Annotated in this window: 26 protein-coding genes; 7 read left to right on the plus strand and 19 right to left on the minus strand. The window is 64.7% G+C overall.

Features of this window, described 5'->3' with window-relative positions:
• The first annotated feature begins 24 nt into the window (after positions 1 to 24).
• Both QQS38_RS01660 and QQS38_RS01665 read left to right on the plus strand, forming a co-directional pair.
• Complete coding sequence (locus QQS38_RS01660; RefSeq protein WP_479643628.1) at positions 25 to 1275, plus strand: JmjC domain-containing protein; 1251 nt, start codon at positions 25 to 27, stop codon at positions 1273 to 1275.
• Between the two features lie 230 nt (positions 1276 to 1505).
• Positions 1506 to 1772, plus strand: a complete 267-nt coding sequence (locus QQS38_RS01665; protein WP_479643629.1) for a hypothetical protein — start codon at positions 1506 to 1508, stop codon at positions 1770 to 1772.
• 174 nt (positions 1773 to 1946) lie between these two features.
• On the opposite strand, the gene QQS38_RS01670 is transcribed toward QQS38_RS01665, so the two are convergent.
• The 10 genes from QQS38_RS01670 to QQS38_RS01715 all read right to left on the minus strand — a co-directional run bounded on the left by QQS38_RS01670 (position 1947) and on the right by QQS38_RS01715 (position 11065).
• Positions 1947 to 2723: an MBL fold metallo-hydrolase gene (locus tag QQS38_RS01670; RefSeq protein WP_479643630.1), complete on the minus strand. Its 777-nt coding sequence runs from the start codon at positions 2721 to 2723 to the stop codon at positions 1947 to 1949.
• A gap of 8 nt (positions 2724 to 2731) precedes the next feature.
• Positions 2732 to 3868, minus strand: coding sequence for an outer membrane protein assembly factor BamC (bamC, locus tag QQS38_RS01675; RefSeq protein ID WP_479643631.1), 1137 nt, complete (start codon positions 3866 to 3868; stop codon positions 2732 to 2734).
• Positions 3869 to 3987: 119 nt separating this feature from the next.
• On the minus strand, positions 3988 to 4905 hold the full coding sequence (dapA, locus tag QQS38_RS01680; protein ID WP_479643632.1) for a 4-hydroxy-tetrahydrodipicolinate synthase: 918 nt from the start codon (positions 4903 to 4905) through the stop codon (positions 3988 to 3990).
• Positions 4906 to 4947: 42 nt separating this feature from the next.
• Positions 4948 to 5550 carry a class I SAM-dependent methyltransferase gene (locus QQS38_RS01685; RefSeq protein ID WP_479643633.1) on the minus strand — a complete coding sequence of 201 codons (603 nt, stop codon included), beginning with the start codon at positions 5548 to 5550 and terminating at the stop codon, positions 4948 to 4950.
• The gene (locus QQS38_RS01690) at positions 5547 to 6749 is read right to left on the minus strand and encodes a tryptophan--tRNA ligase (protein WP_277427903.1); all 1203 of its coding nucleotides are present in this window, start codon (positions 6747 to 6749) and stop codon (positions 5547 to 5549) included. Before QQS38_RS01690 ends, QQS38_RS01685 begins: the two co-directional genes overlap by 4 nt.
• Before the next feature lie 4 nt (positions 6750 to 6753).
• Complete coding sequence (locus QQS38_RS01695) at positions 6754 to 7419, minus strand: site-2 protease family protein (protein ID WP_479643634.1); 666 nt, start codon at positions 7417 to 7419, stop codon at positions 6754 to 6756.
• 46 nt (positions 7420 to 7465) lie between these two features.
• Positions 7466 to 8098, minus strand: a complete 633-nt coding sequence (locus tag QQS38_RS01700; protein WP_479643635.1) for an L-threonylcarbamoyladenylate synthase — start codon at positions 8096 to 8098, stop codon at positions 7466 to 7468.
• Between the two features lie 94 nt (positions 8099 to 8192).
• The gene (locus tag QQS38_RS01705; RefSeq protein WP_479643636.1) at positions 8193 to 9023 is read right to left on the minus strand and encodes a 3',5'-nucleoside bisphosphate phosphatase; all 831 of its coding nucleotides are present in this window, start codon (positions 9021 to 9023) and stop codon (positions 8193 to 8195) included.
• Between the two features lie 151 nt (positions 9024 to 9174).
• Positions 9175 to 10059, minus strand: coding sequence for an alpha/beta fold hydrolase (locus QQS38_RS01710; protein WP_479643637.1), 885 nt, complete (start codon positions 10057 to 10059; stop codon positions 9175 to 9177).
• A gap of 136 nt (positions 10060 to 10195) precedes the next feature.
• Positions 10196 to 11065, minus strand: coding sequence for a ferritin-like domain-containing protein (locus tag QQS38_RS01715; protein WP_479643638.1), 870 nt, complete (start codon positions 11063 to 11065; stop codon positions 10196 to 10198).
• 149 nt (positions 11066 to 11214) lie between these two features.
• Between QQS38_RS01715 and QQS38_RS01720 the strand changes: the two genes are divergently transcribed.
• The 4 genes from QQS38_RS01720 to QQS38_RS01735 all read left to right on the plus strand — a co-directional run bounded on the left by QQS38_RS01720 (position 11215) and on the right by QQS38_RS01735 (position 13304).
• Positions 11215 to 11739, plus strand: a complete 525-nt coding sequence (locus tag QQS38_RS01720) for a gamma carbonic anhydrase family protein (protein WP_479643639.1) — start codon at positions 11215 to 11217, stop codon at positions 11737 to 11739.
• Between the two features lie 61 nt (positions 11740 to 11800).
• Positions 11801 to 12751 carry an Hsp33 family molecular chaperone HslO gene (gene hslO, locus QQS38_RS01725; RefSeq protein WP_479643640.1) on the plus strand — a complete coding sequence of 317 codons (951 nt, stop codon included), beginning with the start codon at positions 11801 to 11803 and terminating at the stop codon, positions 12749 to 12751.
• A 26-nt stretch (positions 12752 to 12777) separates the two neighbouring features.
• Positions 12778 to 12915, plus strand: coding sequence for a hypothetical protein (locus QQS38_RS01730; protein WP_479643641.1), 138 nt, complete (start codon positions 12778 to 12780; stop codon positions 12913 to 12915).
• On the plus strand, positions 12912 to 13304 hold the full coding sequence (locus tag QQS38_RS01735; protein ID WP_479643642.1) for a hypothetical protein: 393 nt from the start codon (positions 12912 to 12914) through the stop codon (positions 13302 to 13304). The genes QQS38_RS01730 and QQS38_RS01735 overlap by 4 nt, the downstream gene beginning before the upstream one ends.
• A 51-nt stretch (positions 13305 to 13355) precedes the next feature.
• Here the strand turns inward: QQS38_RS01735 and ftsB are convergent, their stop codons facing one another.
• The 9 genes from ftsB to QQS38_RS01780 form a co-directional block, all read right to left on the minus strand.
• Positions 13356 to 13811 (minus strand): cell division protein FtsB, encoded by a 456-nt coding sequence (gene ftsB / locus QQS38_RS01740; RefSeq protein WP_479643643.1) that lies wholly within the window; start codon positions 13809 to 13811, stop codon positions 13356 to 13358.
• Positions 13812 to 13920: 109 nt separating this feature from the next.
• Complete coding sequence (gene eno / locus QQS38_RS01745; RefSeq protein WP_479643644.1) at positions 13921 to 15204, minus strand: phosphopyruvate hydratase; 1284 nt, start codon at positions 15202 to 15204, stop codon at positions 13921 to 13923.
• Positions 15205 to 15251: 47 nt separating this feature from the next.
• Positions 15252 to 16106: a 3-deoxy-8-phosphooctulonate synthase gene (gene kdsA, locus QQS38_RS01750; RefSeq protein WP_479643645.1), complete on the minus strand. Its 855-nt coding sequence runs from the start codon at positions 16104 to 16106 to the stop codon at positions 15252 to 15254.
• Positions 16103 to 17761 (minus strand): CTP synthase, encoded by a 1659-nt coding sequence (locus QQS38_RS01755; RefSeq protein WP_479643646.1) that lies wholly within the window; start codon positions 17759 to 17761, stop codon positions 16103 to 16105. The genes kdsA and QQS38_RS01755 overlap by 4 nt, the downstream gene beginning before the upstream one ends.
• A gap of 122 nt (positions 17762 to 17883) precedes the next feature.
• On the minus strand, positions 17884 to 18693 hold the full coding sequence (locus QQS38_RS01760; RefSeq protein ID WP_479643647.1) for an alpha/beta fold hydrolase: 810 nt from the start codon (positions 18691 to 18693) through the stop codon (positions 17884 to 17886).
• Between the two features lie 26 nt (positions 18694 to 18719).
• Entirely contained in the window at positions 18720 to 21326 is a 2607-nt protein-coding gene (locus tag QQS38_RS01765; protein WP_479643648.1) for a DNA internalization-related competence protein ComEC/Rec2, read from the minus strand.
• Between the two features lie 87 nt (positions 21327 to 21413).
• A complete protein-coding gene (locus QQS38_RS01770) occupies positions 21414 to 22202 on the minus strand; it encodes a TatD family hydrolase (RefSeq protein WP_479643649.1) in 789 nt (262 codons plus the stop codon).
• Positions 22203 to 22224: 22 nt separating this feature from the next.
• Positions 22225 to 22968 carry an ABC transporter ATP-binding protein gene (locus QQS38_RS01775; RefSeq protein WP_479644077.1) on the minus strand — a complete coding sequence of 248 codons (744 nt, stop codon included), beginning with the start codon at positions 22966 to 22968 and terminating at the stop codon, positions 22225 to 22227.
• Positions 22969 to 22972: 4 nt separating this feature from the next.
• Positions 22973 to 24226 (minus strand): lipoprotein-releasing ABC transporter permease subunit, encoded by a 1254-nt coding sequence (locus QQS38_RS01780; protein WP_479643650.1) that lies wholly within the window; start codon positions 24224 to 24226, stop codon positions 22973 to 22975.
• A 172-nt stretch (positions 24227 to 24398) separates the two neighbouring features.
• Here QQS38_RS01780 and QQS38_RS01785 point away from each other — a divergent pair, with 172 nt between their 5' ends.
• Positions 24399 to 25478 (plus strand): regulator, encoded by a 1080-nt coding sequence (locus QQS38_RS01785; protein ID WP_479643651.1) that lies wholly within the window; start codon positions 24399 to 24401, stop codon positions 25476 to 25478.

Raw genomic sequence — 25478 nt, forward strand, 5'->3', positions numbered from 1 at the left:
TCCAAAATACGGTTCCATTATACGATGCCCACGCGGCCCCCCTACCATCGGGCCGGCACGGCCGCTCCGCCTGCGCGCTCCCCGCACTCGGCCCAGCTCCCGTGCCCCCCGGCGCCTGACGCACCAACGCCCCTGCTCGGCGGACTGACACCATCGCAATTCATGCGGCGGTATTGGCAGAAACGGCCGCTACTGATTCGCGGCGCCGTGCCGGACATGGCGCCGCCGCTCTCGCGCGAGGCTCTGTTCGAGCTGGCCGCTAGCGAGGACGCCGAATCGCGTCTCGTATCGCATACGCGCGGACGTTGGCGTCTCGAACATGGCCCGTTCGCGCTCGACGCGCTGCCCAGCGTCAAACGCCGCGAATGGACGCTGCTCGTGCAAGGCGTGGACTTGCACGACGACAACGCGCGCGCTTTGCTCGATCGGTTTCGCTTCGTACCCGACGCGCGTCTGGACGATCTCATGATCTCGTATGCGACCGACGGCGGCGGCGTCGGGCCGCATTTCGATTCTTATGATGTGTTTCTTCTGCAAGTGCACGGCCGGCGCCGCTGGCGGATCGCGTCGCAACGCGATTTGACGTTAAAACCGGGATTGCCCTTGAAGGTTTTACAGCATTTCGAAGCGGATCAAGAGTGGGTGCTCGAGCCGGGGGACATGCTTTATCTACCGCCGCATATCGCCCATGACGGCGTCGCGATCGGCGAATGCATGACCTGCTCCATCGGTTTCAGAGCGCCTAGCGCCAACGAACTGGTGGGCCAATTTCTCTACTATTTGGCCGAGCGCAGCGAGCTCGCCCGCTCGCGCGCGGGCGAGCGCCTCTACCGTGACCCGCAGCAAGCCGCCGTTGCCCACCCGGCCGCCTTGCCGAACGCGCTGGTCGCCGAACTTGGCTCGATACTTGCACGTGTGCGATGGACGGAACGCGACCTGGTCTCGTTCCTAGGCGGCTATTTGAGCGAACCGAAGTCGCACGTGGTGTTCGATGCGCCTGATCGACCGCTCGGCGAAGCGGCATTCATCCGGCGCGCGCAAGCCGCAGGCGTACGTCTCGACAACAAGACGTCGCTCCTGTATGGCCCACGGACGTACTTCATCAACGGCGAGGAGTCGCAGCTTCCGCGCCGCCGCAAATGGCTCTTCGAATTGGCCAATGCAAGACGAATTGAAGGGAAACGCTTTGTAACACTCTCGCCCGACTCATCGATGACAGCGCTGCTACACGAGTGGTATCGTGCCGGCTGGGTACGAGTGGGCGCATCCTCATGACGTTAGCCGTGCCCGCCCTATCGATTACGGTTAAATTCTGTATGAGAAAGGCAACGTATTGACCCTGCTTTGTCGACGGTCGGTACGAAAGTGCATATAATTTCCGCCCAAGCCGTGGGGAAGATTCACGCTCTGATGTGCATCCCACCAGCGGCCTAGGTTGGTGTTGGAGCACATTACCGGTATTATTTCGCGCTGTTGCTTACCTTTAACCATAAAAGGACGTGATCATGAAGAAATCCCTCCTCGTAGCATCCCTGTTGGCGGCTGTTGCACTGGCTGCGTGCAACAAGAGCAGCGATCAAAACGCTGCCGCTCCGGCTAGCGACGCTGCTGCTGCCTCGGCTCCGGCTGCTGCCGCTGCTTCGGACGCTAACGCTGCTGCTTCGAGCGCTGCTGCTGCGAGCGACTCGGCTACCGCCGCTTCGGGCGCTGCCGCTGCTGCTTCGGACGCTGCCGCTTCGGCTGCTGCTCCGGCTTCGGGCGCAAGCCAGTAAGCTGCTGCCTGCAACGAGGCAACAAAAAACCGGCCATGAGCCGGTTTTTTGTTGCCTATTCGAATCTTGTTGCCTATTCGAATCTTGCTGTCTATTCGAAACGGATTCGCAACGAGCGCCGAGCGGTTGCCTTTGCCATGCGTGGCCGCTGGCGCGCCCTCGTTTGCCGCGTGCTCAACCGCATCCGAGCCAGTCGAATCCTTGTGCCTGCGACGCCACCAGAACATCGTCGAGCGCCGCGCCCAGTACGCCCGCCAATGCGGCCTGGGCCAGCTCGGGAAGATTGTTCTGCTGACTGAGGTGAGCGGCGATGACATGAGTCAAGCGCGTCCGGTCCAAGCCCCGCAAAATGTCGGCCGCGGCGTCGTTGCTCAAGTGACCGTGGTTGCCGCCGATACGCGCCTTCAGTGACTGCGGATACCGGCTCGTCGCCAGCATCTGCACGTCGTGATTGCACTCGAGCACGAGCGCATTGCAGCCATTGAGCATGGCTGTGATATGGGGGGTGCAGGCGCCGACATCGGTTAGCACACCTAACCGATGTGCGCCGTCCGAAAACACGAATTGGAGCGGCTCGCGGGCGTCGTGAGGTACCGTATAGGGCGAGAGCTCAAGATCCCCAATGGCGGCCGTCTCGTCGCCCCACAGCACGTGCAAATCGATGGCCGCGCTATCGGCTCCGACGGCTTTCGCCGTTCCCCAACTCATGTAGAGCGGCAACGACCACTTGCGGGCGAGCGTCAACGCGCTGCCGATATGGTCGCTATGTTCGTGCGTCACGACGATGGCATCGAGTGCGTCGATGCCGCAATGAAGCCGTGCGAGCCGACGCTCCAGCTCCTTTGCGGAGAACCCGCAATCGAGCAGCACACGCGTGGTGGTGTGCTCGCTCGCCGCCTCGACGACGAGCGCATTGCCCTCGCTACCGCTGCCGAGGCTGGCAAAGCGCATGGCAGGGACTAGTTCAGTTGCGCGTGCAGCAAGGAGATCAAACGCTGCGCTTCGGGCGACGTATCGATCTGGCCGTTGGCATCGACGACGGCCACTTGCGTGCCGCGCTCGACGGGCTGGACGCTCACGAGGAACTCTTTGCCAGCCTTTTGCTTGGACGCGCCGCTATAGAACAGCTTGCCGAACAGGCCGTCGCGCTTGAGCTCTTGTGTCGAATCGGCGTAGCGCACGTAGTAGATGCGCTTCTCGCGGTCGCGATTGTCCACGGTGAAGTTGGTGCGGTCGAGCGCAAGGCCCACACGCAGCCAAGCCACCTCGATGCCGTCCGTGAGATCGAGCGTCGTCGCGCCGGCGTTCATGTTGATCTTCGCAGGAGCTTCGGCGGGTTTCGCGCTGGCGAGCAATTGTTTGGATTGCTCTTCCGTCAGGCCGAACTTCTGCATCAGCTTCGACAAGAACAACGCCTCGAGCACCGGGTTGCGCGGGCGCTCGATCCATCGCGACGATGTTTTGTCCTGCCCCGTGAGCATCTCCTCCATCGCGCTGTGCGTGATCGAAATGTCCGTCGTGCCGTTCGACCCGCGCTCGACGAGCGTACGGAAACTGTCGCGCGTGCCCGAGGAATACGCGAAATCGATCACGCGACCAATGGTGCGACGGAACCAATCGTCGGGAATGTTCGCCCGGTTTTCGGCCCAATCGGTCGTCATGATGCCCGTGGCGGGCGTATCGGTTTTCAGCGCGAAGCCGTTGTCCTTCCAGAACCCTTCGAGTTGCGCCCACAGTTGGTCCGGCGTGCGCCCGTCGACGACGAGCCAACGCCGATCGCCGTCTCGCTCCACATGCATGCCGAGCGGATCGTTCGCGCTCGGCACGCCTTCGCTCGAATTACCAGCCGCGGTCACATGGCGGGTCGGTGCACCGCCCAGAGCGGCAGTGACGGGGGGCGCCGTGTACTGCGGCTGCCCTTGAGTCGTAGTCAAATCGCCCGGCACCTGCAGCGGGGGCGCCGACCCCGTCGCGTTGTAATTGACGCGATCCGTGGCGAACCAATCGTTGAGCGTGTCGCAACCCGCAAGCGTCGAGATCGCGAGCACGAGCGCCGCCGCGCGGATGGCATGGGTAGAGAAAGCGGAACGTTTCATGAGGTCCTTCGTGATGCGCAACACATGCCTGCGACGGCGCCGAGCCTGTATCCCGGAATCGACGTCGATGAATGCAACAACAAATCAATGCGGTGGATGGCGCCGGCTGAGCAGCCCATTCAAGCGAGGACGCCCGATTCCGAGAGCGCGGCACGGACGGCCTCATGGCAGCGCGCGTCCAGCGGCGTCAGCGGCAGTCGAATCCCGCCCTTCATCCGGCCCATCTGCTCGAGCGCCCACTTCACCGGAATCGGATTCGATTCGATGAATAAATTCTTGTGTAGCGACAGCAGCTTGAGGTGGATTCCGCGCGCGGTTTTCGCATCGCCGGCGAGCGCGGCTTTACACAGTTCGCTCATGGCGCGCGGCGCGACGTTGGCCGTGACGGAAATGTTGCCGTGCCCGCCGAGCAGCATGAGCGCGATCGCCGTCGGATCGTCCCCGCTGAGGATCGCGAAACCGGCCGGCGCCGCTTTGATCAGATGCGCCGCGCGATCGATATTGCCCGTCGCATCCTTGATGCCGATGATGCCCGGCACTTGCGCGAGCCGTAGCGCCGTCTCGTTCGACATGTCGGCCACGGTCCGGCCCGGCACGTTGTAGAGGATCACCGGCAGATCCACCGATTCGGCAATCTTCGCGAAATGGCGGTAGATGCCCTCTTGGGTCGGCTTGTTGTAATACGGCACGACCTGCAGCGTGGCGTCGGCCCCCACCGCCTTCGCATGCTTGGTCAGCTCGATCGCCTCGACGGTCGAGTTGCCGCCCGCGCCGGCAATGACGGGAATGCGACCCGCCGCATGCTCGACAGCCGTCTGGATCATGAGGATGTGCTCCTCGACCGACAGCGTGGCCGACTCGCCGCTGGTGCCGACGACGACGAGCGCATCCGTCCCTTCGTCGATATGCCAATCGATCAGCTTGCGAAACGCGGGCAGATCGAGACTGCCGTCTTCGAGCATGGGCGTGACGATCGCAGGAATGCTGCCGCGAATGCGCAGGCCGCCTTGGGTGCCGCTGGATGTGCCGTTAGCCATGAAACACGATGAATTCAAACGTGAAAGCGCGATTGTAGCGGATTAGCCGGCCAAATCGTAACGCGGCGGCGCGACGCCCGCCGCAAAGGGCTGCCCCGGCAGCGCCGCGCAGATCCGTTGGACGAATGCCGGGCGCGGCTCGGTCACGTAGCCGTCCTCGTACGAGACGACCGACAGGCGGCCATGCACGGCCGCGAGCAGCTCGCCCGGCTCCAGCAAAAACGCCGGATTCGACGGCCTGCCGACGGTTTCATTGCCGCGCGCGAATGTTTCGTACAAGAACACGCCCCCGGGCGCCACGCACCGCACGAGCCGCGGCAGCAACGCCCGATTGAGGTAGTTGGTCACGACCACGGCCGCGAATCGCTCGGTTTCGGGCAACGGCCATGCGCTGCCATCTTCCAAATCGGCACGAACCGGCGTGACGCCTTGGACCGCCGCGAGCGCATCCAGCGCCGCCTGCACCCGGTCGATAGCCACGACCGGGTGCCCGCGCCCAGCGAACCAGCGGGCATGGCGGCCGGCGCCGGCCGCCACGTCCAGCACGGCGCCACCGGGCGCAACGAGGTGCGACCAACGAACGATCCACCTGGACGGCTCGCCGCTGGCGGCCGCGCCGTTCGACGCCGTGCCGGGCAAATTCATGAATACGACAAGCCCATCGCCTCGCGCACGTCGCGCATCGTCTCGGTGGCGAACTTGCGGGCTTTGTCGCAGCCGTCGGCGACGATCGCGCGAAGCAACGACGGATCGTCCATGTATTTTTGCGCGCGTTCGAGCATCGGCTGCTGCTCGCGCAAAATGCCTTCGATGACGGGCTGCTTGCACTCGAGGCAGCCGATGCCGGCCGAACGGCAGCCCTTTTGCACCCATTCGTGCGTGGCTTCGTCCGAATAGACCTGATGCAACTGCCAGACCGGACACTTGTCCGGATCGCCCGGATCGGTGCGGCGCACCCGAGCCGGATCGGTCGGCATCGTGCGGACCTTCTTCGTGATCGTCTCCGCATCTTCACGCAGGCCGATCGTGTTGCCGTACGACTTCGACATCTTTTGGCCGTCGAGCCCGGGCATGCGCGAAGCCTTGGTGAGCAATACCTGCGGCTCGACCAGGATGATCTTGCGCGAACCCTCGAGGTAGCCGAACAGCCGTTCCCGGTCGCTCATGGACAAGCTTTGCGATTCCTGCAGCATGGCGCGCGCTTGCTCCAGCGCTTCGTCATCGCCCTCTTGCTGGTAGGCGTTGCGCAATTCGTGGTAAAGCTTCGCGCGTTTTCCGCCGAGCTTCTTCGCCGCTTCGAGCGCCTTCTCTTCGAACTCGGGCTCGCGCCCGTACAAATGATTGAAGCGACGGGCGATCTCGCGCGTCATCTCGACGTGAGGCACTTGGTCCTCCCCCACGGGCACGAGCGAGGCGCGATAGAGCAGGATGTCGGCCGCCATCAAAACCGGGTAGCCGAGAAAGCCGTAAGTCGACAGATCCTTATCCTTGAGCTTTTCGATCTGCTCTTTGTATGTCGGCACGCGCTCGAGCCAGCCGAGCGGCGCGCTCATGCCGAGCAACAGCGAAAGCTCGGCGTGCTCGGGCACGCGACTTTGGATGAACAGGGTCGCTTGCGCGGGATCGATGCCCGAGGCAAGCCAGTCGATCAGCACTTCCCAGACGTTCTTTTCGATGACCTCGGGCGTCTCGTAGTGCGTCGTCAGCGCGTGCCAATCGACGACGCAAAAGAAACAGGGGTATTCCGACTGGAGCCGGACCCAGTTCTTGAGCACGCCATGGTAGTGGCCGAGGTGGAGCGACCCGGTCGGGCGCATGCCGGAGAAGATGCGGTCTGGAAACATGGTGTCAGTTGATAAGCGAAGCAAGAGGGGTCAGGATGGCCGTGACGGCATCGTAGCCGATCGCGACGAGTGGGCGCAGCCAAACCTTCGTCAAGACGCCCGTCATCACGAGCGCCATGACAATGAAAAAACCATACGGCTCTAATCGCGCAAGCGCCAACGCCTGCCGCGGCGGCAGCAACGCCGTCAGCACGCGCCCGCCGTCGAGCGGCGGCAGCGGGAACAAGTTCAGCACCCCCAGCACGAGGTTGACGCCGATGCCCGCCGCCGCCATGCGGGTGACGAACGGCTCGTCGATACCGAACGCCGCCAGCGCCACGCCGAACACGCCCCACAACAACGCCTGCACGAAATTGCACGCCGGACCGGCCAGCGCCACCCAGAACGTGCCCCAGCGCGGATTGCGCAGATTGCCGAACGTCACGGGCACGGGCTTGGCATAGCCGAACAAGAATGCTCCCCCGGTGACGAAATAGAGCAGCAGCGGAATGGCGATGGTCCCGACGGGATCGATGTGGCGCATCGGATTGAACGAGACGCGCCCCATCATGTATGCCGTGTTGTCGCCGAGCAGGCGGGCGACGTAACCGTGCGCCGCCTCGTGCAAGGTGATCGCGAAGATCACGGGCAAAGCATAAAGAACGATTGTCTGAATGAGCGAGGGGTTCATGGGCGCATTGTAACAAGCAGCCGACCCCGCTTTGCGGCGCGGCGGCTCATGATGTGGCGAGCCCGAACGGCTCGAGCGATCCGCGCCCCGCGCGAACGAGCGCGGGCAACTCACCCGTCAAATCGACAACCGTCGAAGGCTCGCGCGGACACGCGCCGCCGTCGATCACGAGATCGAGTTGCTTTTCCAGACGAGCGCGGATTTCCTCGGGATCGTTCAGCGGCTCGTCCTCGTCCGGCAAAATCAGCGTGGTCGCGATCAACGGCTCGCCGAGCACCTCCAATAACGCGAGCGTGATCGCGTGATCCGGCACCCGCAGCCCGATGGTTTTGCGCGACGGATGCGATAAGCGCCGCGGCACTTCCTTGGTCGCGAGCAAAATGAACACGTAAGGCCCCGGCGTCACCGATTTGATGAGCCGGAACTGCCGATTGTCCACCATGGCGAAGGTCGCCAATTCGGACAAGTCACGCACCAGCAACGATAAGTGCTGGCGCTCGTCGAGCCCGCGAATGCGGCGCAAGCGCGTCACGGCATCCTTATCGTCGAGCCGGCACGCGAGCGCATAGCTCGAATCGGTGGGCAGCGCGATCACGCCGCCATCTTTGACGATTTGGGCCGCTTGTGAAACGAGGCGCGGCTGAGGATCGTCGGGGTGAATCCGGAAAAATTGGGACATGTGAGAACGATCGATGAGTCGGCGCAAACGTCGACGGAGCCGACTTGCGTCACGGCACGCAGTGAAACGCCGCGCGCGATACGCGCGAAAACCGTTAACGCCAGCGCAACCAAACCGGCGTGAGATCGGACGGCAACGGCGGCAGCAAGCCAAGGCCCAGTCGCCCCTCGCCCGGCGCATGAAAATCGGAGCCGCGCGACGCCTCGAAACCGAAACGGCGCGCCACTTCCGCGTACTCGCGAAACTGATCCGGCGTATGACTGCCCGTCACCACTTCGATGGCTTTGCCGCCCAAATCCAGAAACTGGCCGAACAAGGTGTCGAACTCGAGCGGCGTGAATTTGTAACGGCCCGGGTGTGCAATCACCGCTACGCCCCCCGCGGCGCGAATCCACGCGACGGCATTCTCGAGCGTCGCCCAACGGTGCGGCACGTAACCGGGTTTGCCATCGCCGAGATAACGCTCGAAAACCTCCGAAGTCGATGCCGCGTAGCCTTTTTCGACCAGAAACCGGGCGAAATGCGTGCGCGAGATCAGATCAGGGTTCCCCACATAGCGCAGCGCACCCTCATAGGCGCCCTCGATGCCGACTTCGGCGAGCGCGTCGCTCATTGCCTGGGCTCGCGCGGTGCGCCCGTTGCGCGTGGCGTGCAGCCCCTCGACGAGCACGGGACAGGCTGGGTCGATATCGAGGCCGACGATATGCACGGTGCGCGAAGCCCAGGTGACCGAGATCTCCACGCCGGACACGTAACGCATGCCGAGCGCTTGCGCCTCGCTGCGCGCTTCGGCCTGCCCGGCGACCTCGTCGTGATCGGTCAACGCCCAAAGCGTTACCCCGCCCGCCTGTGCGAGGCGCGCAACTTCACGCGGCGCAAGCAAGCCGTCGGAAACGTTCGAATGGCAGTGGAGATCGGCGTTCATGCTCTCGGGATCGAATGATTTCTCATTTTACCCGCAATGCAGCAAAAGAGCGGATTGGCCGGTCGCCAACGCTGCAGGACGCACGGCGTCGTCCGCTTGCGCCATGCCGCCAGCCGTCGATCGGATCGCCGGCCGGCAACCGCCCCGCCTCTCAAGCGCAGAACGCCTCGATCAGCGCGGCCACTTGCTCGGGCTGGTCGTGATGAACCATGTGTCCCGCGTCATCGATCAGTTTTTCTCGCCAGTCGGGAAACGCCTTGAAGCGCGCCTTGTATTCATCGAGCGGGATCGAACCCGCAAGCATCGCGAGCGTGGGCGATGCGACGGCTTCGACGTGCAGCACCTTCGCCGTCACCTCGGACCAGACCGCCATCACTTCGTCCAGACGATACAGCAAGGGCCCATGGTGCTTGTGCGCAGGATCGGCGAGCAACATGTAACGGCCGTCCTCACCGAGCTTGGCCCAATGCCGGGCCAAGAAACGCGCGCGCTCGGGCGCGAGCCGGGGGTTCGTCTTGATCAGCCGGGCGGCGACGTCCTCCAAAGACTCATACGTCTTCAGGCGCGCGCCCTCGCGCACATCGTCGAGCCAAGCCTCCAGCCGGCGCGGCCACTCGCTGGCACGCGCCGGCGCGAGCCCGAAGCCTTCGAGATCGACGACGCGCCGCACCCGCTCCGGCCGCGCGCCGGCGTACAGGCAAACGACGTTTGCGCCCATGCTATGGCCAACGAGATTGACCTGCCCAGTGGGCGCGTAGCGATCGAGCAGCGCATCGAGGTCGGACAGGTAGTCGTGAAACCAGTAGTGGCCGCCGCCGCGCGCGGCCACCGGCCAATCGGATAGGCCGAACCCGCGCGCGTCGGGAGCGATTACCTGCCAATCGCCGCCCAATGCGTCGACTACGAATTGAAACGACGCCGAAACGTCCATCCAGCCATGCAACATGAAAAGCGTCGGCGCATCGGAGTTGCCCCAACGCCGCACGTGCAACTTGACGCCGCGCACGGTGACGAAATCGGATTGCGGGTTGTTCATTGTCGGGAAGCGGCCAAGCCGCGAAAAACGAATGATCGTTCGATTATATCCGCGGATGGCGGATTTCGCTGCACTGCCGCACGAAACTTTTAGGCACGCGGCTCGATCGCCGCCGCCACAGACGCCCCCGGTTGATCTACGGCGCGTCCGGGCCGCGATCCGTGCGCTCCTGCGACGCCAGCGCCGCCAATTCGGCGTCGTCGAAACCGGCGTCGCGCCGAGCATCGAAATTGAACGGGCCACGCAGGCGGGGCGCACCGTATTGCGCGGCGAGCCGCGTGTATGTCTCGTGCGGCTCGAGGCCGCGCGCCTCGCACACATGGCGGAACCAGCGATTGCCTATACGCACGTGGCCGATTTCGTCGCGCAAGATGACATCGAGGATCGCGGCCGATTGCGCGTCCCCCGCTTGCACGAGGCGGGCGCGGATCGGCGGCGAGGCATCCAAGCCACGGGCCTCTAGCGTGCGCGGAACGAGCGCCATGCGCGCGAGGACATCTTCGCGCGTGCGCGCGCACATATCCCACAGACCGTCGTGCGCGGGGAAATCGCCGTACGCGTGGCCGAACTCGTGCAAGCGCGACTGCAGCATCTCGAAGTGATGCGCTTCCTCCGCCGCCACGCGTAGCCAATCGGCGTAATACGCGGGCGGCAGCCCCGCAAACCGCCAGACAGCGTCGAGAGCCAGATTGATCGCGTTGAATTCGATGTGTGCCAGTGCGTGCAGCAAGACCGCACGTCCGGCTTGCGTCTGCATGCCTCGGTGGCGCAACAGGCGCGGCTCGACGAGCGTCGGCCGCTCGGGCCTTCCCGGTAGCCCGGGCGGCTCGTCGAGCGGCTCGTCGAACCGGCATATCGTTTCGCCCGCACGGTAACGGGCGAACAAGGCGCCGGCAGCAGCGGCTTTCGCTGCCGGCTCGCGCTCGCACAGCGCCGCCAGCGCCGCACGGCGCAGATCGGGGCCACGCCCGTGCTCGACCGCAGAATTGGACACGAACTGATTCATCGATAGTGGGAACAAAGCGGCCGGCGCCGCGCCCTGCACGCCGCAGGCACCGAGCGGACCGTTTACAATATGCGATTCGACATTGCGCGCAGGCCGGAGCATTTTGCGGCATCCCGCGGGCCTGCGCACACCTCGCCCAAGGAGCCATTGTGCCGATTTACAAGCTGGGAGACCATGCTCCGACGATTCACGAAAGCGTCTTCGTGGCCGATACCGCCACGATCGTCGGCAAAGTTGCGCTCGAAGAGCATGCGAGCGTGTGGTTTGGCGCGGCCATTCGCGGCGACAACGAACCGATCACGATCGGCCCGAACAGCAACGTTCAAGAAGGGGCGGTGCTCCATACCGATCCGGGCCGGCCGCTCACCATCGGCAATGGCGTAACGGTGGGGCATCAAGCCATGTTGCATGGCTGCACGATCGGGGACGGCTCCCTCGTCGGCATTCAAGCGGTGGTCTTGAATGGTGCGGTAATCGGCCGCAACTGTCTGGTCGGCGCCGGCAGCGTCGTCACCGAAAACAAGACGTTTCCGGACCGGTCGCTGATTCTCGGCGCGCCTGCGCGCGTCGTCAGAGAATTGACGGACGAGGAAGTCGAGGGTCTCGCCCGAAGCGCGGAAACCTACGTGGCCCGTCGCGACCTGTTCAAGGCGCAGCTCGTGCGGATCGGCTGACATCGCGCGCCGCTTCGCCGCAGGCCTTGGGCCGCGGCAACATACGATCGAAGGAAAAGTTGTGGACGACCAGTTGCAAAAATTCATCTTCGCCGCCGCGCCAGTACGCGGCGAGATCGTCTCGCTGCGCAATACCTGGCAGGAAGTGCTAGCGCGCCGGCAGTATCCGGTGGCCGTGCGCGACATCCTCGGCGAGATGATGGCCGCATGCGCGTTGTTGTCGGCGAACCTCAAGTTCGACGGCACGATGATCATGCAGATCTTCGGCGACGGACCGATCAAAATGCTCGTCGTGCAATGCAGCTCCAATCTGACCATGCGCGCGACGGCGAAGATATCGAGCGAGTTCGATCCGACGCTCAGCGATAGCCTTTCGTTCGTCGAACTGCTTAACGCGAGCGGCCACGGGCGCTGCGTCATCACGCTCGACCCGCACGAGAAGCTGCCAGGCCAGCAGCCGTATCAAGGCATCGTGCCTTTGAGCGGTCAAGACGGCCCGCTGCAGTCCATCGCCGCGGTGCTCGAACATTACATGCATCATTCGGAGCAACTCGACACACGCTTGTGGCTCGCAGCCGATACCGAGCGCGCAGTCGGCATGCTGCTGCAGAAGCTGCCGGGCGACGGGGGCATCGTGCCGCACCCCGACGAGCACGACGCCGATACCTGGGAGCGCGTTTGCGTGCTGGGCGGCACGCTGTCGCAAGAAGAGCTGCTTCGAGAAGAGCCCCAGACGTTGTTCAGGCGTTTGTTCTGGCAGGAAAACGTGCAGCACTTCGCGCCAAAGCTCACTCGCTTCGAATGCAGTTGCTCGCGCGAGCGCGTCGGCTCGATGCTGAAAATGCTCGGGCAGATCGAAGTCGACGGGGTCATCGCCGAACAAGGCCACGTGGAAATTCACTGCGAATACTGCAATCAACGCTATGAATTCGATCCCGTCGATGTCGCCCAATTGTTCGCGGCAACCGAGGTCACGGCGGGTGTCGCCCCGGCTCGGTCCCAGCGGCATTAGGGCCGGCCCGGATCGACCCCATGCGGATGAACGTGCCCATGCACTATGCGGCGCTGATCGGCACGCACGGCATCGACGTTGCATTGGATCCGCACGCCCGCATCGTCCACACCGCGCGTGCGTTCGCGCGCGCTTGCTTCGCGCCACTCGGAGTCCATCAATGAATGCCACGATTGTGCAGCATCCATCGCTGGCGGCACGCATCGGCCGTTTGGCGAGCGCCGCCGCCGGCGCCGCGGCCTTCGCTTTACTGTCCGGCTGCGTCGTGGCCCCGCCGCCGGGCCCCATCCTCAGCCGCTTGCCGCCCGGGCAACCGGGCGCAGCCGAGTCTGCGCATCCGCTCTCGGCCGCCGAGAAAAAGCGCTACGACGACATCGACAAGCAAGTCCTGCGAGAACAGAACGAGGCAATGTCGGCGAGCGCGTGGGCGCGCTACTACGCGCCTTACTACTACCCGGCGCCCGTGACGTTCGGGACGTATTACGGCGGATGGAACAGCGGTTGGGGCGTGGGATACGCCAGCCCGGGCTACTATCCCGGCTGGTGGTGGTAAGGGCTGGGGCGGTAAGGGCGAGGATCGCCAAGACGCGGCGCGAGCGCCGGTTCAACCCGCGCTATGGCCTTTCGGCGCAGGCGAGTGCTTCGGCTTTTCGCCGGCGTGCTTCTTAGCCTTAGACGGCCGTTCGCGTGAGACCGGATTCGGCACGACGCTGACCGGGGCCGCGGACACCTCGCCCCGCGTGGACGTGTTGCTCGGAACGGCCGTTGCGGGCACGCTCGACGTGGCGTTCGGCGAGACGAATTGCACGAACACTTCGCCTCCTTTGACCATCCCCATCTCGTAGCGGGCGCGCTCCTCGACGGCGGCCGTGCCGTTTTGCAAGTCCTGCACTTCCCCTTCGATCCGCTCGTTGCGCAGCTTTTCGTCCGCGTTCTTCTGTTGCTGCGCGGCCAGGGCACCGCGCAATTCATGCACGCGCAGCCACCCGCCATGGCCCCACCAAAGCGGATACTGGATCAGCGCAAGGAGGGCGAGGAGAGCTACTGTGACGAGGCGCATTCAGAAGGCCGCAAATTCGAAACCGCCCCGTGCGCCCCGCGGGGCAATCCCTTGGGAACCAAAGCACGAGGCGGCAAGCAAAAACGAACGCGTAGGAAGCAGACGCGCTTTAGCGAATGTTGTAGAACGTGGACTTGCCCGGATAGCTTGCGATATCGCCCAGATCTTCCTCGATGCGCAACAATTGGTTGTACTTAGAGATGCGATCGCTACGCGAGAGCGAACCCGTCTTGATCTGACCGGCGTTCAGGCCCACGGCGATATCCGCAATCGTGGAATCTTCGGTCTCGCCCGAGCGGTGCGAAATGACGGCCGTATAGCCGGCGCGCTTGGCCATTTCGATGGCGGCGAACGTTTCGGTGAGCGTGCCGATTTGGTTGATCTTGATGAGGATCGAATTGGCGATGCCCTTCTCGATGCCCTCCTTCAGGATTCGCGTGTTCGTGACGAAAAGGTCGTCCCCGACGAGCTGGATTTTCTTGCCGAGCTTGTCCGTCAACAACTTCCAGCCATCCCAGTCCGACTCGTGCATGCCGTCCTCGATCGAGACGATCGGGAATTTGTCGGCAAGCGTGGCCAAGTAGTCGGTGAACTCGGCCGAGGACAATTGCAGCCCCTCGCCAGCAAGTTGATATTTGCCGTCGTGATAGAACTCGCTCGCCGCGCAGTCGAGGGCAAGCAGGACGTCTTCGCCGGCGCGGTAACCGGCCTTCTCGATGGCTTGGAGAATCGCCGACAAGCATTCGGCGTTGCTGCCGAAGTTCGGTGCGAAGCCGCCTTCGTCGCCCACCGCCGTGCTCATGCCGCGATCGGAGAGGATCTTCTTCAGCGCATGGAACACTTCCGCGCCGCAACGCAGCGCTTCACGGAACGTCGGCTGGCTGACCGGAACGATCATGAACTCTTGGATGTCGAGGCTGTTGTTCGCATGCGCGCCGCCGTTGACGATGTTCATCATCGGCACGGGCAGTTGCATCGCGCCCGAACCGCCGAAGTAACGGTACAGCGGCAGGCCGGCTTCTTCGGCGGCCGCCTTCGCGACCGCCATCGACACGGCCAGCATCGCGTTCGCGCCGAGGCGCGATTTGTTGTCGGTGCCGTCGAGCTCGAGCAGCGTCTTGTCGAGGAACGCCTGCTCCGAGGCGTCCAGCCCCATGATTGCTTCGGAAATCTCGGTGTTGATATGCTCGACCGCCTTCAGCACGCCCTTGCCGTTGTAGCGGCCGGCTTCGCCGTCGCGCAGCTCGATCGCTTCGCGAGAGCCCGTCGACGCGCCCGACGGTACCGCCGCGCGACCCATCGTGCCCGACTCGAGCAGCACATCGCATTCGACGGTCGGGTTGCCTCGGGAATCCAAAATCTCACGGCCGATGATATCTACGATTGCACTCATGATTTCCTCTAAATTTGACGATGAATTCTCTTTCTTGAAGGGTGCAGTCAGTTGAAATCGCGCTCGATGAACGGAGTGCGTTTCACGACGGCATCCAGCGCGACCAGCGTCTCGAGCAAGTCGGCCATCCGGCGCAGCGGCACGGCGTTGGGGCCGTCGGACAGCGCGCAGGCGGGATCGGGGTGAGTTTCCATGAACAAGCCCGCGACGCCCACCCCAACGGCAGCGCGCGCGAGCACCGGCACGAACTCGCGCTGCCCGCCCGAACTCGTGCCCTGCCCGCCCGGCAGTTGCACCGAGTGCGTGGCGTCGAACACGACGGGCGCGAGCGTCTCGCGCATGATCGCGAGCGAGCGCATGTCGGATACCAAGTTGTTGTAGCCGAACGAGACACCGCGTTCGCAGGCGAGGAACCGATCTTCGGAAAGGCCGGCTTCACGCGCTGCGTCGCGCGCCTTGTCGATCACGTTCTTCATGTCGTGCGGCGCGAGAAACTGGCCCTTCTTGATATTGACGGGCTTGCCCGAGCGCGCGCAGGCGTGGATGAAATCGGTTTGGCGGCACAGAAACGCCGGCGTTTGCAAGACGTCGACGACCGAGGCGACGTGCTCGATTTCGTCTATGGCGTGCACGTCGGTAAGCACCGGCACGCCCAGTTGCCGCTTCACTTCGGCCAGGATACGCAGGCCCTCGTCCATGCCGAGTCCGCGAAACGACTTGCCCGAACTGCGATTGGCCTTGTCGTACGAAGACTTATAGATGAACGGGATGCCGAGCTTCGCGCAGATCTCCTTGAGGCGGCCTGCCGTATCGATCGTCATCTGTTCCGATTCGACGACGCAGGTGCCCGCGATCAAGAAAAACGGCTTGTCCAGACCGACATCGAAGTCGCATAGCTTCATGCCTTCTCCTTGCGCGCTTCGTGGCAGGCCAGCGCCGCTTCGACGAACGACTTGAACAGCGGATGCCCGTCGCGCGGCGTCGACGTGAATTCAGGGTGGAACTGCACCCCGACGAACCACGGATGCATGCTGCGCGGCAGTTCCATCATTTCGGGCAGATCCTCGCTCGGCGTACGGGCGCTGATCACGAGGCCACCGGCTTCGAGCTGCGGCACGTAGCGGTTATTGACCTCATACCGGTGACGATGGCGCTCGTTCACGTCCTTGCCGTAGATCTGCTCGGCCAACGTGCCGGGCTTGACCGGGCAGCGCTGCGAGCCCAGGCGCATCGTACCGCCGAGATCCGATTCTTCCGTACGCTTCTCGACGCGGCCTTCGCGGTCGTACCACTCGGTGATCAACGCGACGACGCGATGCGCCGTGTCGACGTCGAATTCCGTGCTGTTCGCCCCTTGCAGGCCGACGACATCGCGCGCGAACTCGATCACGGCCAGTTGCATACCGAGGCAGATGCCCAGATACGGCACCTTCGCTTCGCGCGCATAGCGGATGGCCGCTATCTTGCCTTCGGTGCCGCGACGGCCGAAGCCGCCCGGCACGAGCACGGCGTCCAAATGCTTGAGGCTTTCGACGCCTTCGGTTTCGATCTGTTCCGAATCGATGTACTCGATATTGACCTTGGTCGACGTATGGACCGACGCGTGGCGCAGCGCTTCGATCAGCGACTTGTACGACTCGGTCAGATCGACGTACTTGCCGACCATGCCGATCGTGACTTCGTGCTTCGGGCGCTCGAGCTTGTCGACGATCTCCGACCACATCGACAAGTCGGCCGCCTTCGGCTGCAGCTTGAGCTCCTCGCAAATGATGCCGTCGAGCCCTTGGTCGTGCAGCATTTGCGGAATCTTATAGATGCTGTCGACGTCCCACACCGAAATCACGGCATCTTCGGGTACGTTCGAGAACAGCGAGATTTTCTGGCACTCATCGTCGGGAATCCGGCGATCGGCACGGCACAGCAGGACGTGCGGCGAGATGCCGATTTCGCGCAGCTTCTGGACGCTGTGCTGCGTGGGCTTGGTCTTGAGTTCGCCGGCCGTGGCGATGAACGGCACGAGCGTGAGATGGACGAAGCACGCGCTGTTGCGCCCCATGCGCAGGCTCATTTGCCGAGCCGCTTCGAGGAACGGCAGCGATTCGATGTCGCCGACGGTACCGCCGATCTCGACGATGGCCACATCGGGCTCGCCGCAGGTGGCCGATGCCGCGCCCCGCTCGATGAACGCTTGGATCTCGTTCGTGATGTGCGGGATCACCTGCACGGTCTTACCGAGGTAGTCGCCTCGGCGCTCCTTGCGGATCACCGATTCGTAGATCTGGCCGGTCGTGAAGTTGTTCGCGCGGCGCATCTTCGTGCTGATGAACCGCTCGTAGTGACCGAGATCCAGATCCGTCTCAGCGCCGTCTTCCGTCACGAACACTTCGCCGTGTTGAAACGGGCTCATCGTGCCGGGATCGACGTTGATGTAGGGATCGAGCTTGAGGAGGGTGACTTTGAGGCCGCGCGATTCGAGGATCGCGGCGAGAGAAGCGGCGGCAATGCCCTTGCCGAGGGACGACACTACGCCGCCGGTGACGAAAACATATTTAGTCATCGCTGAATGCTCGCGGGAAAAACGGATTATACCTTAGGGTCCGCCCGTTTATGGAACGCGCGTGCGCCGCCATGGGAACGGCGCTCCTTCGGTTTCGCGAGCAGCCGCGACGAGCGTCCGGCTTACCGGCCATCTCCCTCGCGCAGGCGGCGCAGCATGCCGAGCAGCACGCGCGCCGTCTCGATCGGCCGCTCCATCGGAAACAAATGGCTGCCTTCGATCCATTCGATGCGTCCGTGCGCCGCACGCGCCGTCGCCTCGAGCCCGACTTGGCGAATCTCCTTCGAATGCGTGCCGGCGATGAAGCCGACGGGCACGCTCGGCCCGTGCGCGAGCCGCGCGCCGAGCGTACGCGGCAATGTGCGGTAGATGCGGTATTCCACGTCGCGATCGAACGCGAGCGCGCGCACGCCGCTCGGCGCGGCTTGCGGAATGCCGAAGTCGACGTAGTCGGATAGGACACGCTCGTCCCAGCGCGCGAACGCCGGTTTGGCGTGGAAATGGCGCCAGGCCTCCTCGCGGCTCGCCCACTGGGTGCGGCGCTTGCGCGTGGCCGCGGCAGGCGAAAGCCGCTCGTCGAGCCCGGTCCATTGCGAGAAACGCAGCACGTTCGCACGCCAACCCGAGACGATAGGCGAGTCGAGCATGACGACGCCGCGCACGAGATGCGGGTGCTTGAGCGAGGCCATCAGCGAAAGATAACCGCCGAGCGAATGGCCGACGAGCCACACGGGCCGCTCGTAGCGGCGGCCGATGTCGGCCAGCAACTCTTCGACCAAATGCGGCCAATCGCTCGTGACGGGATAGCGCGGATCGTGGCCGATGCGTTCGAGATAGCGCAACTCGTAATCATCGGATAGTTCGGCGAAGAGCGTCCTGTACGTCGATGCCGGAAACCCGTTCGCATGCGAAAAGTGGATGATTTCTTTCAAGCGCCCCTGCCTCCGATTCGTTCGTTTTATCGATCCATCCAATAGCGCGCATGCGTTTGCCGGTAGCGTTCGAGCGTGATCCGGCCCCCCTCGCGCGTGACGCGCACGGCGCCGTCGCGATCGGTTCGCGCCAGCGCGACGCCGCGTTCGTACAGGCGCGACCACACGTACGGATGGGGATGGCGAAAGCGATTGCGATAGCCTACCTGAAATACCGCGACGCGCGGTTGAACCAAATCGAGGAAAGGCTCGGTGGACGACGTTGCGCTGCCGTGGTGAGCGACGATCAGCACGTCGGCGCCGAGCGCATCGGGCCTGCGGCGAGCGAGCTGGCGCTCCGAGGAGGCGCCGATGTCTCCTGTCAGCAGCGCGCTCATGCCGCTTGCGCTCACCTTGAGCACGCACGACTGCTCGTTGGAACGCGCCGGCAACGGCCCGGGCTCGGGCCAGAGCACTTCGAACGTGACCCCGTCCCATTGCCAGCGTTGGCCCGCCGCACAGCGCAGGCGCTCGAAGGCCGCCGCCTGCGCCTGGTCCCACACGCGGTGCTCTGGCGGCAAGCCGCCCAGGACTTGCCGAACGTCGGCGGCCGCGAGCACGGCCGGCACGCCCCCGGCATGGTCGGCATCGCCGTGACTCACGACGAGCGCGTCGAGCCGCGTGACACCGTTGGCACGCAGATAGGGCGCGACGACGCGCGCTCCCGCGTTGCTCGACTCCGGGCCGGTGCCCGCATCGAACAGCAGCGAACGGCGGCGCGTTTCGATCAGGATCGACGCGCCCTGCCCCACGTCGAGCGCGGTGAGCCGAAACGATCCGGGCTCGACCTGCGATGCCCCTGGGACGACGAGCGGCAGCCAGGCAAGCGGCGCGGCAAAGCGCAACGGCCAGCCGCGCGGCATCGAGCACCAGGCGACGCCCGTCAGCGCCGACGCCACGGCCCACAACGAGGGGCGCGGCGGATATCGGTCAGCCCAAGGCGCTTGCGAGAGCGCATGCAATAGCCGCATCAGCGGTTCGAGCAACGCGTGCGCCGCCTCGTAGGCGAGCGCATCGAGCGGCGCCGGCAATATGAGCGCGACGAGCACGATCGGCACGACGAGCACACTCACCCATGGCACGGCGACGGCATTCGCCAACGGCCCAACGAGCGAAACTTGCGAGAACCAATATGCGGTCAAGGGAGCGAGGCCGAGGGTGACGGCCCATTGCGCACGCACCGCATCGGCGCACTTGGCGCGCACGCTAGCAAGCCGGCGCCGCCACCTCGAGCGGTCGGGATCGTTCGGCTGTTCGTCCCTCGGCATCCACGCCGCATCGGTCGCGCGGATCGCGTGGAGCTCGTCGAGCTGCGCCTCGCTGTCCGCACGCGAGCGTAAGCGGGCTCGCATCGCGAATGCGATCGCAGCAACCGCGCCGAAAGACAGCCAGAAGCCGGCGGACGTCACCGCCCATGGATCGACGATCGACACGAGCGCCGCCGCCCATGCGAGCACGAGCGATAACGCGACGCTGCGTCCGAGCACGAATGCCATGCTCGTCACGACGAGCATCCACAGGGCGCGCTGCGCCGGCACGTTGAACCCGGCAAGGGCGGCATAGCCGAGCGCGCACACGGCGCCGGCCAGCGTGGCGACAACCGGCGCCGGCAATACGAGCGGCCACTCGCGCCTGCCTCGATCGGCAAGGATCGCTCCCAAGAAACACGAGCGACGCCATAGCCACGAGGCGAGCATGGCGCACAGGCCCGCCACGAACCCGATGTGCAAGCCGGATACCGCGACGAGGTGGCTCGTCCCCGTACGGCGCAACGCAATGCGATCGTCCTCGGCAATCGCATCTTGAGTCCCGATCGCAAGCGCCGTCACGATGCCGCGATGCCGCGCATCGGCAAGGACCTGCTTGATGCGCTCACGCAATGCGAAGCGCGCCCGATCGATCACGGCGCCAACACCGCCCGCGCCGCCCGGCAAGCGCATCGCGGCGGACGCAGGCACCACGGCGCCGGTTGCGCGCACGCCCCGCTCGAGCAGTGAAACTTCCGTGTCTTGGCCTGCGAAATTGGCGTACCCGTGCGGGCGCTTGAGCCGCACCGTCAAGCGAAATCGATCGCCGGGCGCAAGCGGCGGCGCCGCGCCGCGTCCGCGCCCGCTCCAATGCAGTTGCACGATCGAAGGGAAGCGTTCGATGCCGGTTCGTTGTCGCACTTCGTCTACGTCGACCGCGAACAAGAACCGAGTGTTCGCCCGCTCGCCCGTGGGCAGACCGAGCACGTGCCCCGAAAGCGCAAGCTCACGTTGCTCCCAGGCGAGCGGTAGCGCTTGCGCCAAACGCAGCTCGGCACGCATCGCCGCATAGGCATGACCGGCGACGACGGCGGCCCCCGCCAAGGCGGCGGGCGCCATGCGCGGTGCGTACGCCGCGACCCTCCCGAAGACGATGCGAACCCGCATCGAGCGCCCGTACCGCGCGCATCGTTCGATCGCCGGCGTGCTTGCCCACGCGCATGCAGTCATGCCCAACATGGCCGCGAACAGCAGGCCGAGCGCCGCCCATTCCCCGCGCGCCGGCAACGACGCGCGTTGCTGCAGCATGACGACGCCAAGCACAAAGCCGATCAGCACACCCCGCATCCGCACTCCCTCGATCAACGCGCCGGGATGCGAGGGCCGCCGCGCGCGCGAGGCCGAGCCGTCACCTCCGGCGCAAACGATCGACGATTATGCGCAAACGAGCGCGAGTCGGGGCAGCGCGGCGTGAGCGTTAGCCGTTGTGCCTATCTGCAAGTCCTTTTCGGCGATGCCGCGCAGCTCGGCAAGCACGCTGCCGATGCGAGGCACCTGATCCGGCGCATTGCGTTGCTTGTAGGCCCAAGCGGGGGGAATGTCGGGCGCATCCGTTTCGACGACGATGGCCTCGAGCGGCAACTCGGCCGCCAGCCGCCTGATTTGACGGGCACGTTCGAAGGTGACATTGCCGCCGAATCCAAGCCGCATCCCCTGGTCGATGAAAGCCCGCGCTTGCTGGAAGCTGCCATTGAACGCATGGGCGATGCCGCGCCGGACCCCGTAGCGGCGCAAGCCTTTGAGCACGAGGTCTTGCGATTTGCGAACGTGACAAATGACAGGTAGATCGAACTCGCGCGCGAGCTTGAGCTGGGCATCGTAGAAGAAACGCTGACGAGCGTCGTCGAGGTCCGGAACGAAGTAATCGAGCCCGATCTCGCCGATGCCGACGAACCGCGGATCGCCCAAGCTCGCCTCGATTTCGCGGCGCAGCGCATCGAGATCGTCGTCGCGCGATCGCGGTGCAAACAAAGGATGGATACCGAGCGCGTAAACGCCGCCCTCGATACGATGCGCGAGCGCGCGCACGATCGCAAAATTGGCCCGCGCCACTGCGGGAATGACGATCCGCGCCACGCCCGCCTTGCACGCAGCCGCCGCGACATCGTCCCGGTCGCTGTCGAATTCGCCCGCGTCGAGATGACAGTGCGTATCGATCCACATGGCGGCCTTCCATCCAAATGGGCTACACGGGCACGGACGGCTCTTCGTGCAAGACCCCATCGCGCAGGCGCAAGATGCGGTCGCAGCGTCCAGCCAAATCGGCATCGTGCGTGACGATGACGAAACTCGTCTCGAGCGTGGCCGACAACTCGAGCATGAGATTGAACACGTTGTCGGCCGTCGCGCCGTCGAGGTTGCCGGTGGGCTCGTCGGCCAGCACGCAGGCGGGCTTGGTGACGAGTGCGCGCGCGATCGCGACGCGCTGGCGTTCGCCGCCCGATAGCTCGCCGGGGCGATGCTTCGCGCGATGGGCAAGGCCGACGCGCTCGAGCGTCGCGAGCGCCTCGCGCCGCGCTTCGTCTGCCGGCAGGCGCCGAATGCGCAGGGGCATCGCGACGTTATCGAGCGCGCTAAATTCCGCGAGCAAGTGATGGAACTGATAGACGAAGCCGAGCGCACGGTTGCGCAGCGTATTGCGCTCGCGTTCGGCCAGGTCGGTAAAAGGCCGCCCGAGCAAGGAAACGCTGCCGGCGCTAGGTTCGTCCAGCCCGCCGAGCACGTGCAAGAGCGTGCTCTTGCCGGACCCGGAGGCGCCGACGATCGCCAGTTTTTCGCCGCGCCGCACCGAGAGATCGGCGCCGCTCAGTACGGGCACGTTCAGCCCGCCCTGCACGAACGCCTTCGATATGCCACGCGCTTCGAGCACGCATTCGTTCGGGCCGTGCATGCCGTATGCGGCGCCGGCCGCCGTCGATCGTTCGATCATAAAATCACTCATAGCGCAGCGCCTCGGCCGGGCGCACCTTCGCGCCCCGCCAACTCGGGTACAGCGTCGCAAGCGCCGACAGGGCAAATGCGATGATGCCGATTCTCGTCACGTCGCCCGGGACCAACTCGGAAGGCAGTTCGGTGATGAAGTAGACCGACGGCGGCAGAAATTGAACGCCGAACAGATGCTCGATCATCGGCACGAGCCAAGGGATGCTCCAGGCGATCAAGCAACCGAGCGCAACGCCCGTTGCCGTGCCCACGAAACCGATCGTGATGCCCTGCACGAAAAAGATCTTCATGATCGAGCCTGGCTGCGCGCCGAGGGTGCGCAAGATCGCGATATCGGCCTGCTTGTTCGTTACCGTCATGACGAGCGAGGACACGAGGTTGAACGCGGCGACCGCGATGATCAGCGTCAGAATCACGAACATCATCCGTTTTTCGATCTTCACCGCCGAGAACCACGTCTTGTTCTGTTGCGTCCAGTCGCGAATGTAGAGATCGCCCGAGAGCGTGCGCGACAACTCGTGCGCCACGCGCGGCGCCTCTTGCATGTCCTTGAGCTTGAGCCTCACGCCCGTGGGCGCGGTGATGCGAAAGAGCGCTTCGGCGTCGCGAATGTTGATGAGCGCAAGGGTGCTGTCGTATTCGTAGTGCCCCGAGGCGAACACGCCCGTGACCGTGAACTGCTTCAAGCGCGGCATCATGCCCGCGGGCGTCATCGAACCTTCGGGTGCGACGAGCGTGACCTTGTCGCCGACGGAAACGCCGAGGTTGGCGGCCAGATCGGCGCCGAGCACGATATTGAACTGGGACGGCTCGAGGCTCGTCAACCGGCCCGCCTTCATGTCGTTGCCGATTTCGGACACTTGCGGTTCCAGCGAGGGCTCCACGCCGCGCAGCGCCACGCCGCTCACGGCCTCTTGCCGGGTGAGCAGCGCCTGCGCGTCGACGTACGGGGCCGCGCCTATCACCGCCGGATTGCGGCGTGCTTCGAAAGCCGTGCGCTGCCAATCGGGCATCTCACCCGTCGGCGAGAAAATTTCGACGTGCGCGAGAACCGACAACATGCGGTCACGCACCTCTTTTTGGAAACCGTTCATGACCGACAACACGACGATCAACGCGGCCACGCCGAGCGCAATGCCCGACATCGACACGGCCGCGATGAACGAAATGAAGCCGTTGCCCGTCGTGCGCTTGCTGGCGCGTGTATAGCGCCAGCCAATCTGCCATTCGTAAGGGAATTTCAAGCGAATCCTTCCATTCTTTGCTGCCACGACCTACCGCGGCAGCGCGAGCGCCGCGCGTAGGCAGGGCCGTGAACCCGGCGCCCGCGCGGGTGGCCGCGCATGAGCGGGCGCAACTCGCATGCCGGCAAGCGAGTTCGGCGCGGCGCCGATCAAGCGCGCAGTTTGCCATACAATGCGCACCATCATGCATTCCAACCGTCTTCACCTCCTGTTGCCCTTCGCGCTGCCGGCAGCGGCCGACGCCTCCATGGCGCTGCACGATCTGAGCAGCCCGGCGCTAGATAAGCTATTGGCCCGCGCAACCCTCGTCGAGCGTGTGGCGGGCGAAGATTTTCAGCGCACCTTGCCCCACGAACGCTGGATTGCGCGCCAGTTCGGCGCGATCGCATCGAACGCGGTCGACGAGGCGCCGCTCGCGCCCTATATGCTACTCGCCGACGGCGGCGCCCCGGGCAACGAGCAATGGGCGTGCGTCGAGCCCGTGCACGTGCGTATCGCGCACGATCACCTCGTGCTGATCGATCCTGCGGCGCTCGATTTGAGCGACGAAGATGCGGCCCAGCTACTCGCCGCGGCCAAGCCCTTGATCGAAGAACTCGGTGTGAAGGTGGTGGCGCCCACGCCGCGCCGCTGGTATTTGACCGGCGCGGCGCTGGGCGAGCTCGCCGGCGCGTCGCCATTGCGCGCGAGCGGGCGCAGCATCGAGATCTGGCTGCCGCATGACGCGCAGTCGGGCCAACGCTCGCGCATTTGGATGAAGTTGCAAAACGAGGTGCAGATGAGCTGGTTCGAGCACCCCGTCAACGAGGCTCGCGAAGCGCGTGGCCTGCCGGCCGTCAATTCGATTTGGCTGCATGCGCAAGGGGTGGCGCAGCGCGTGCGCAGTCCGTTCGTGCGCGTGCTTTCGGACGCTGCCGCCACGCGCGGGTTGGCGCTCGCGGCGGGGGTGGATACGGCTGGCGCGAGCGCCTCGTTCGAAGCGCTGGCGCCGCTGGGCGCCGGCCAAACGCTGGTGGAGTTGGAACCGTTCGCCGCACCGTTCATCGCCCAAGATTGGGCCGCTTGGCAAGACGCGCTGGGCCGCATCGAGCGCGACTGGTTCGCGCCCGCGCTCGAGGCGCTCGAGGCGGGCCGCCTGGGCGCGTTAGCCCTAACGCTGGCGGGCGATACCAGCTCGGTCACTCTCGCCGCCACCCGCGGCGACTTGCGCAAGTTTTGGCGCCGGCGCGTGCTCGCGTCGCTGTTCGAGTGA

The sequence above is a fragment of the Trinickia sp. Z7 genome (genome assembly GCF_056498045.1).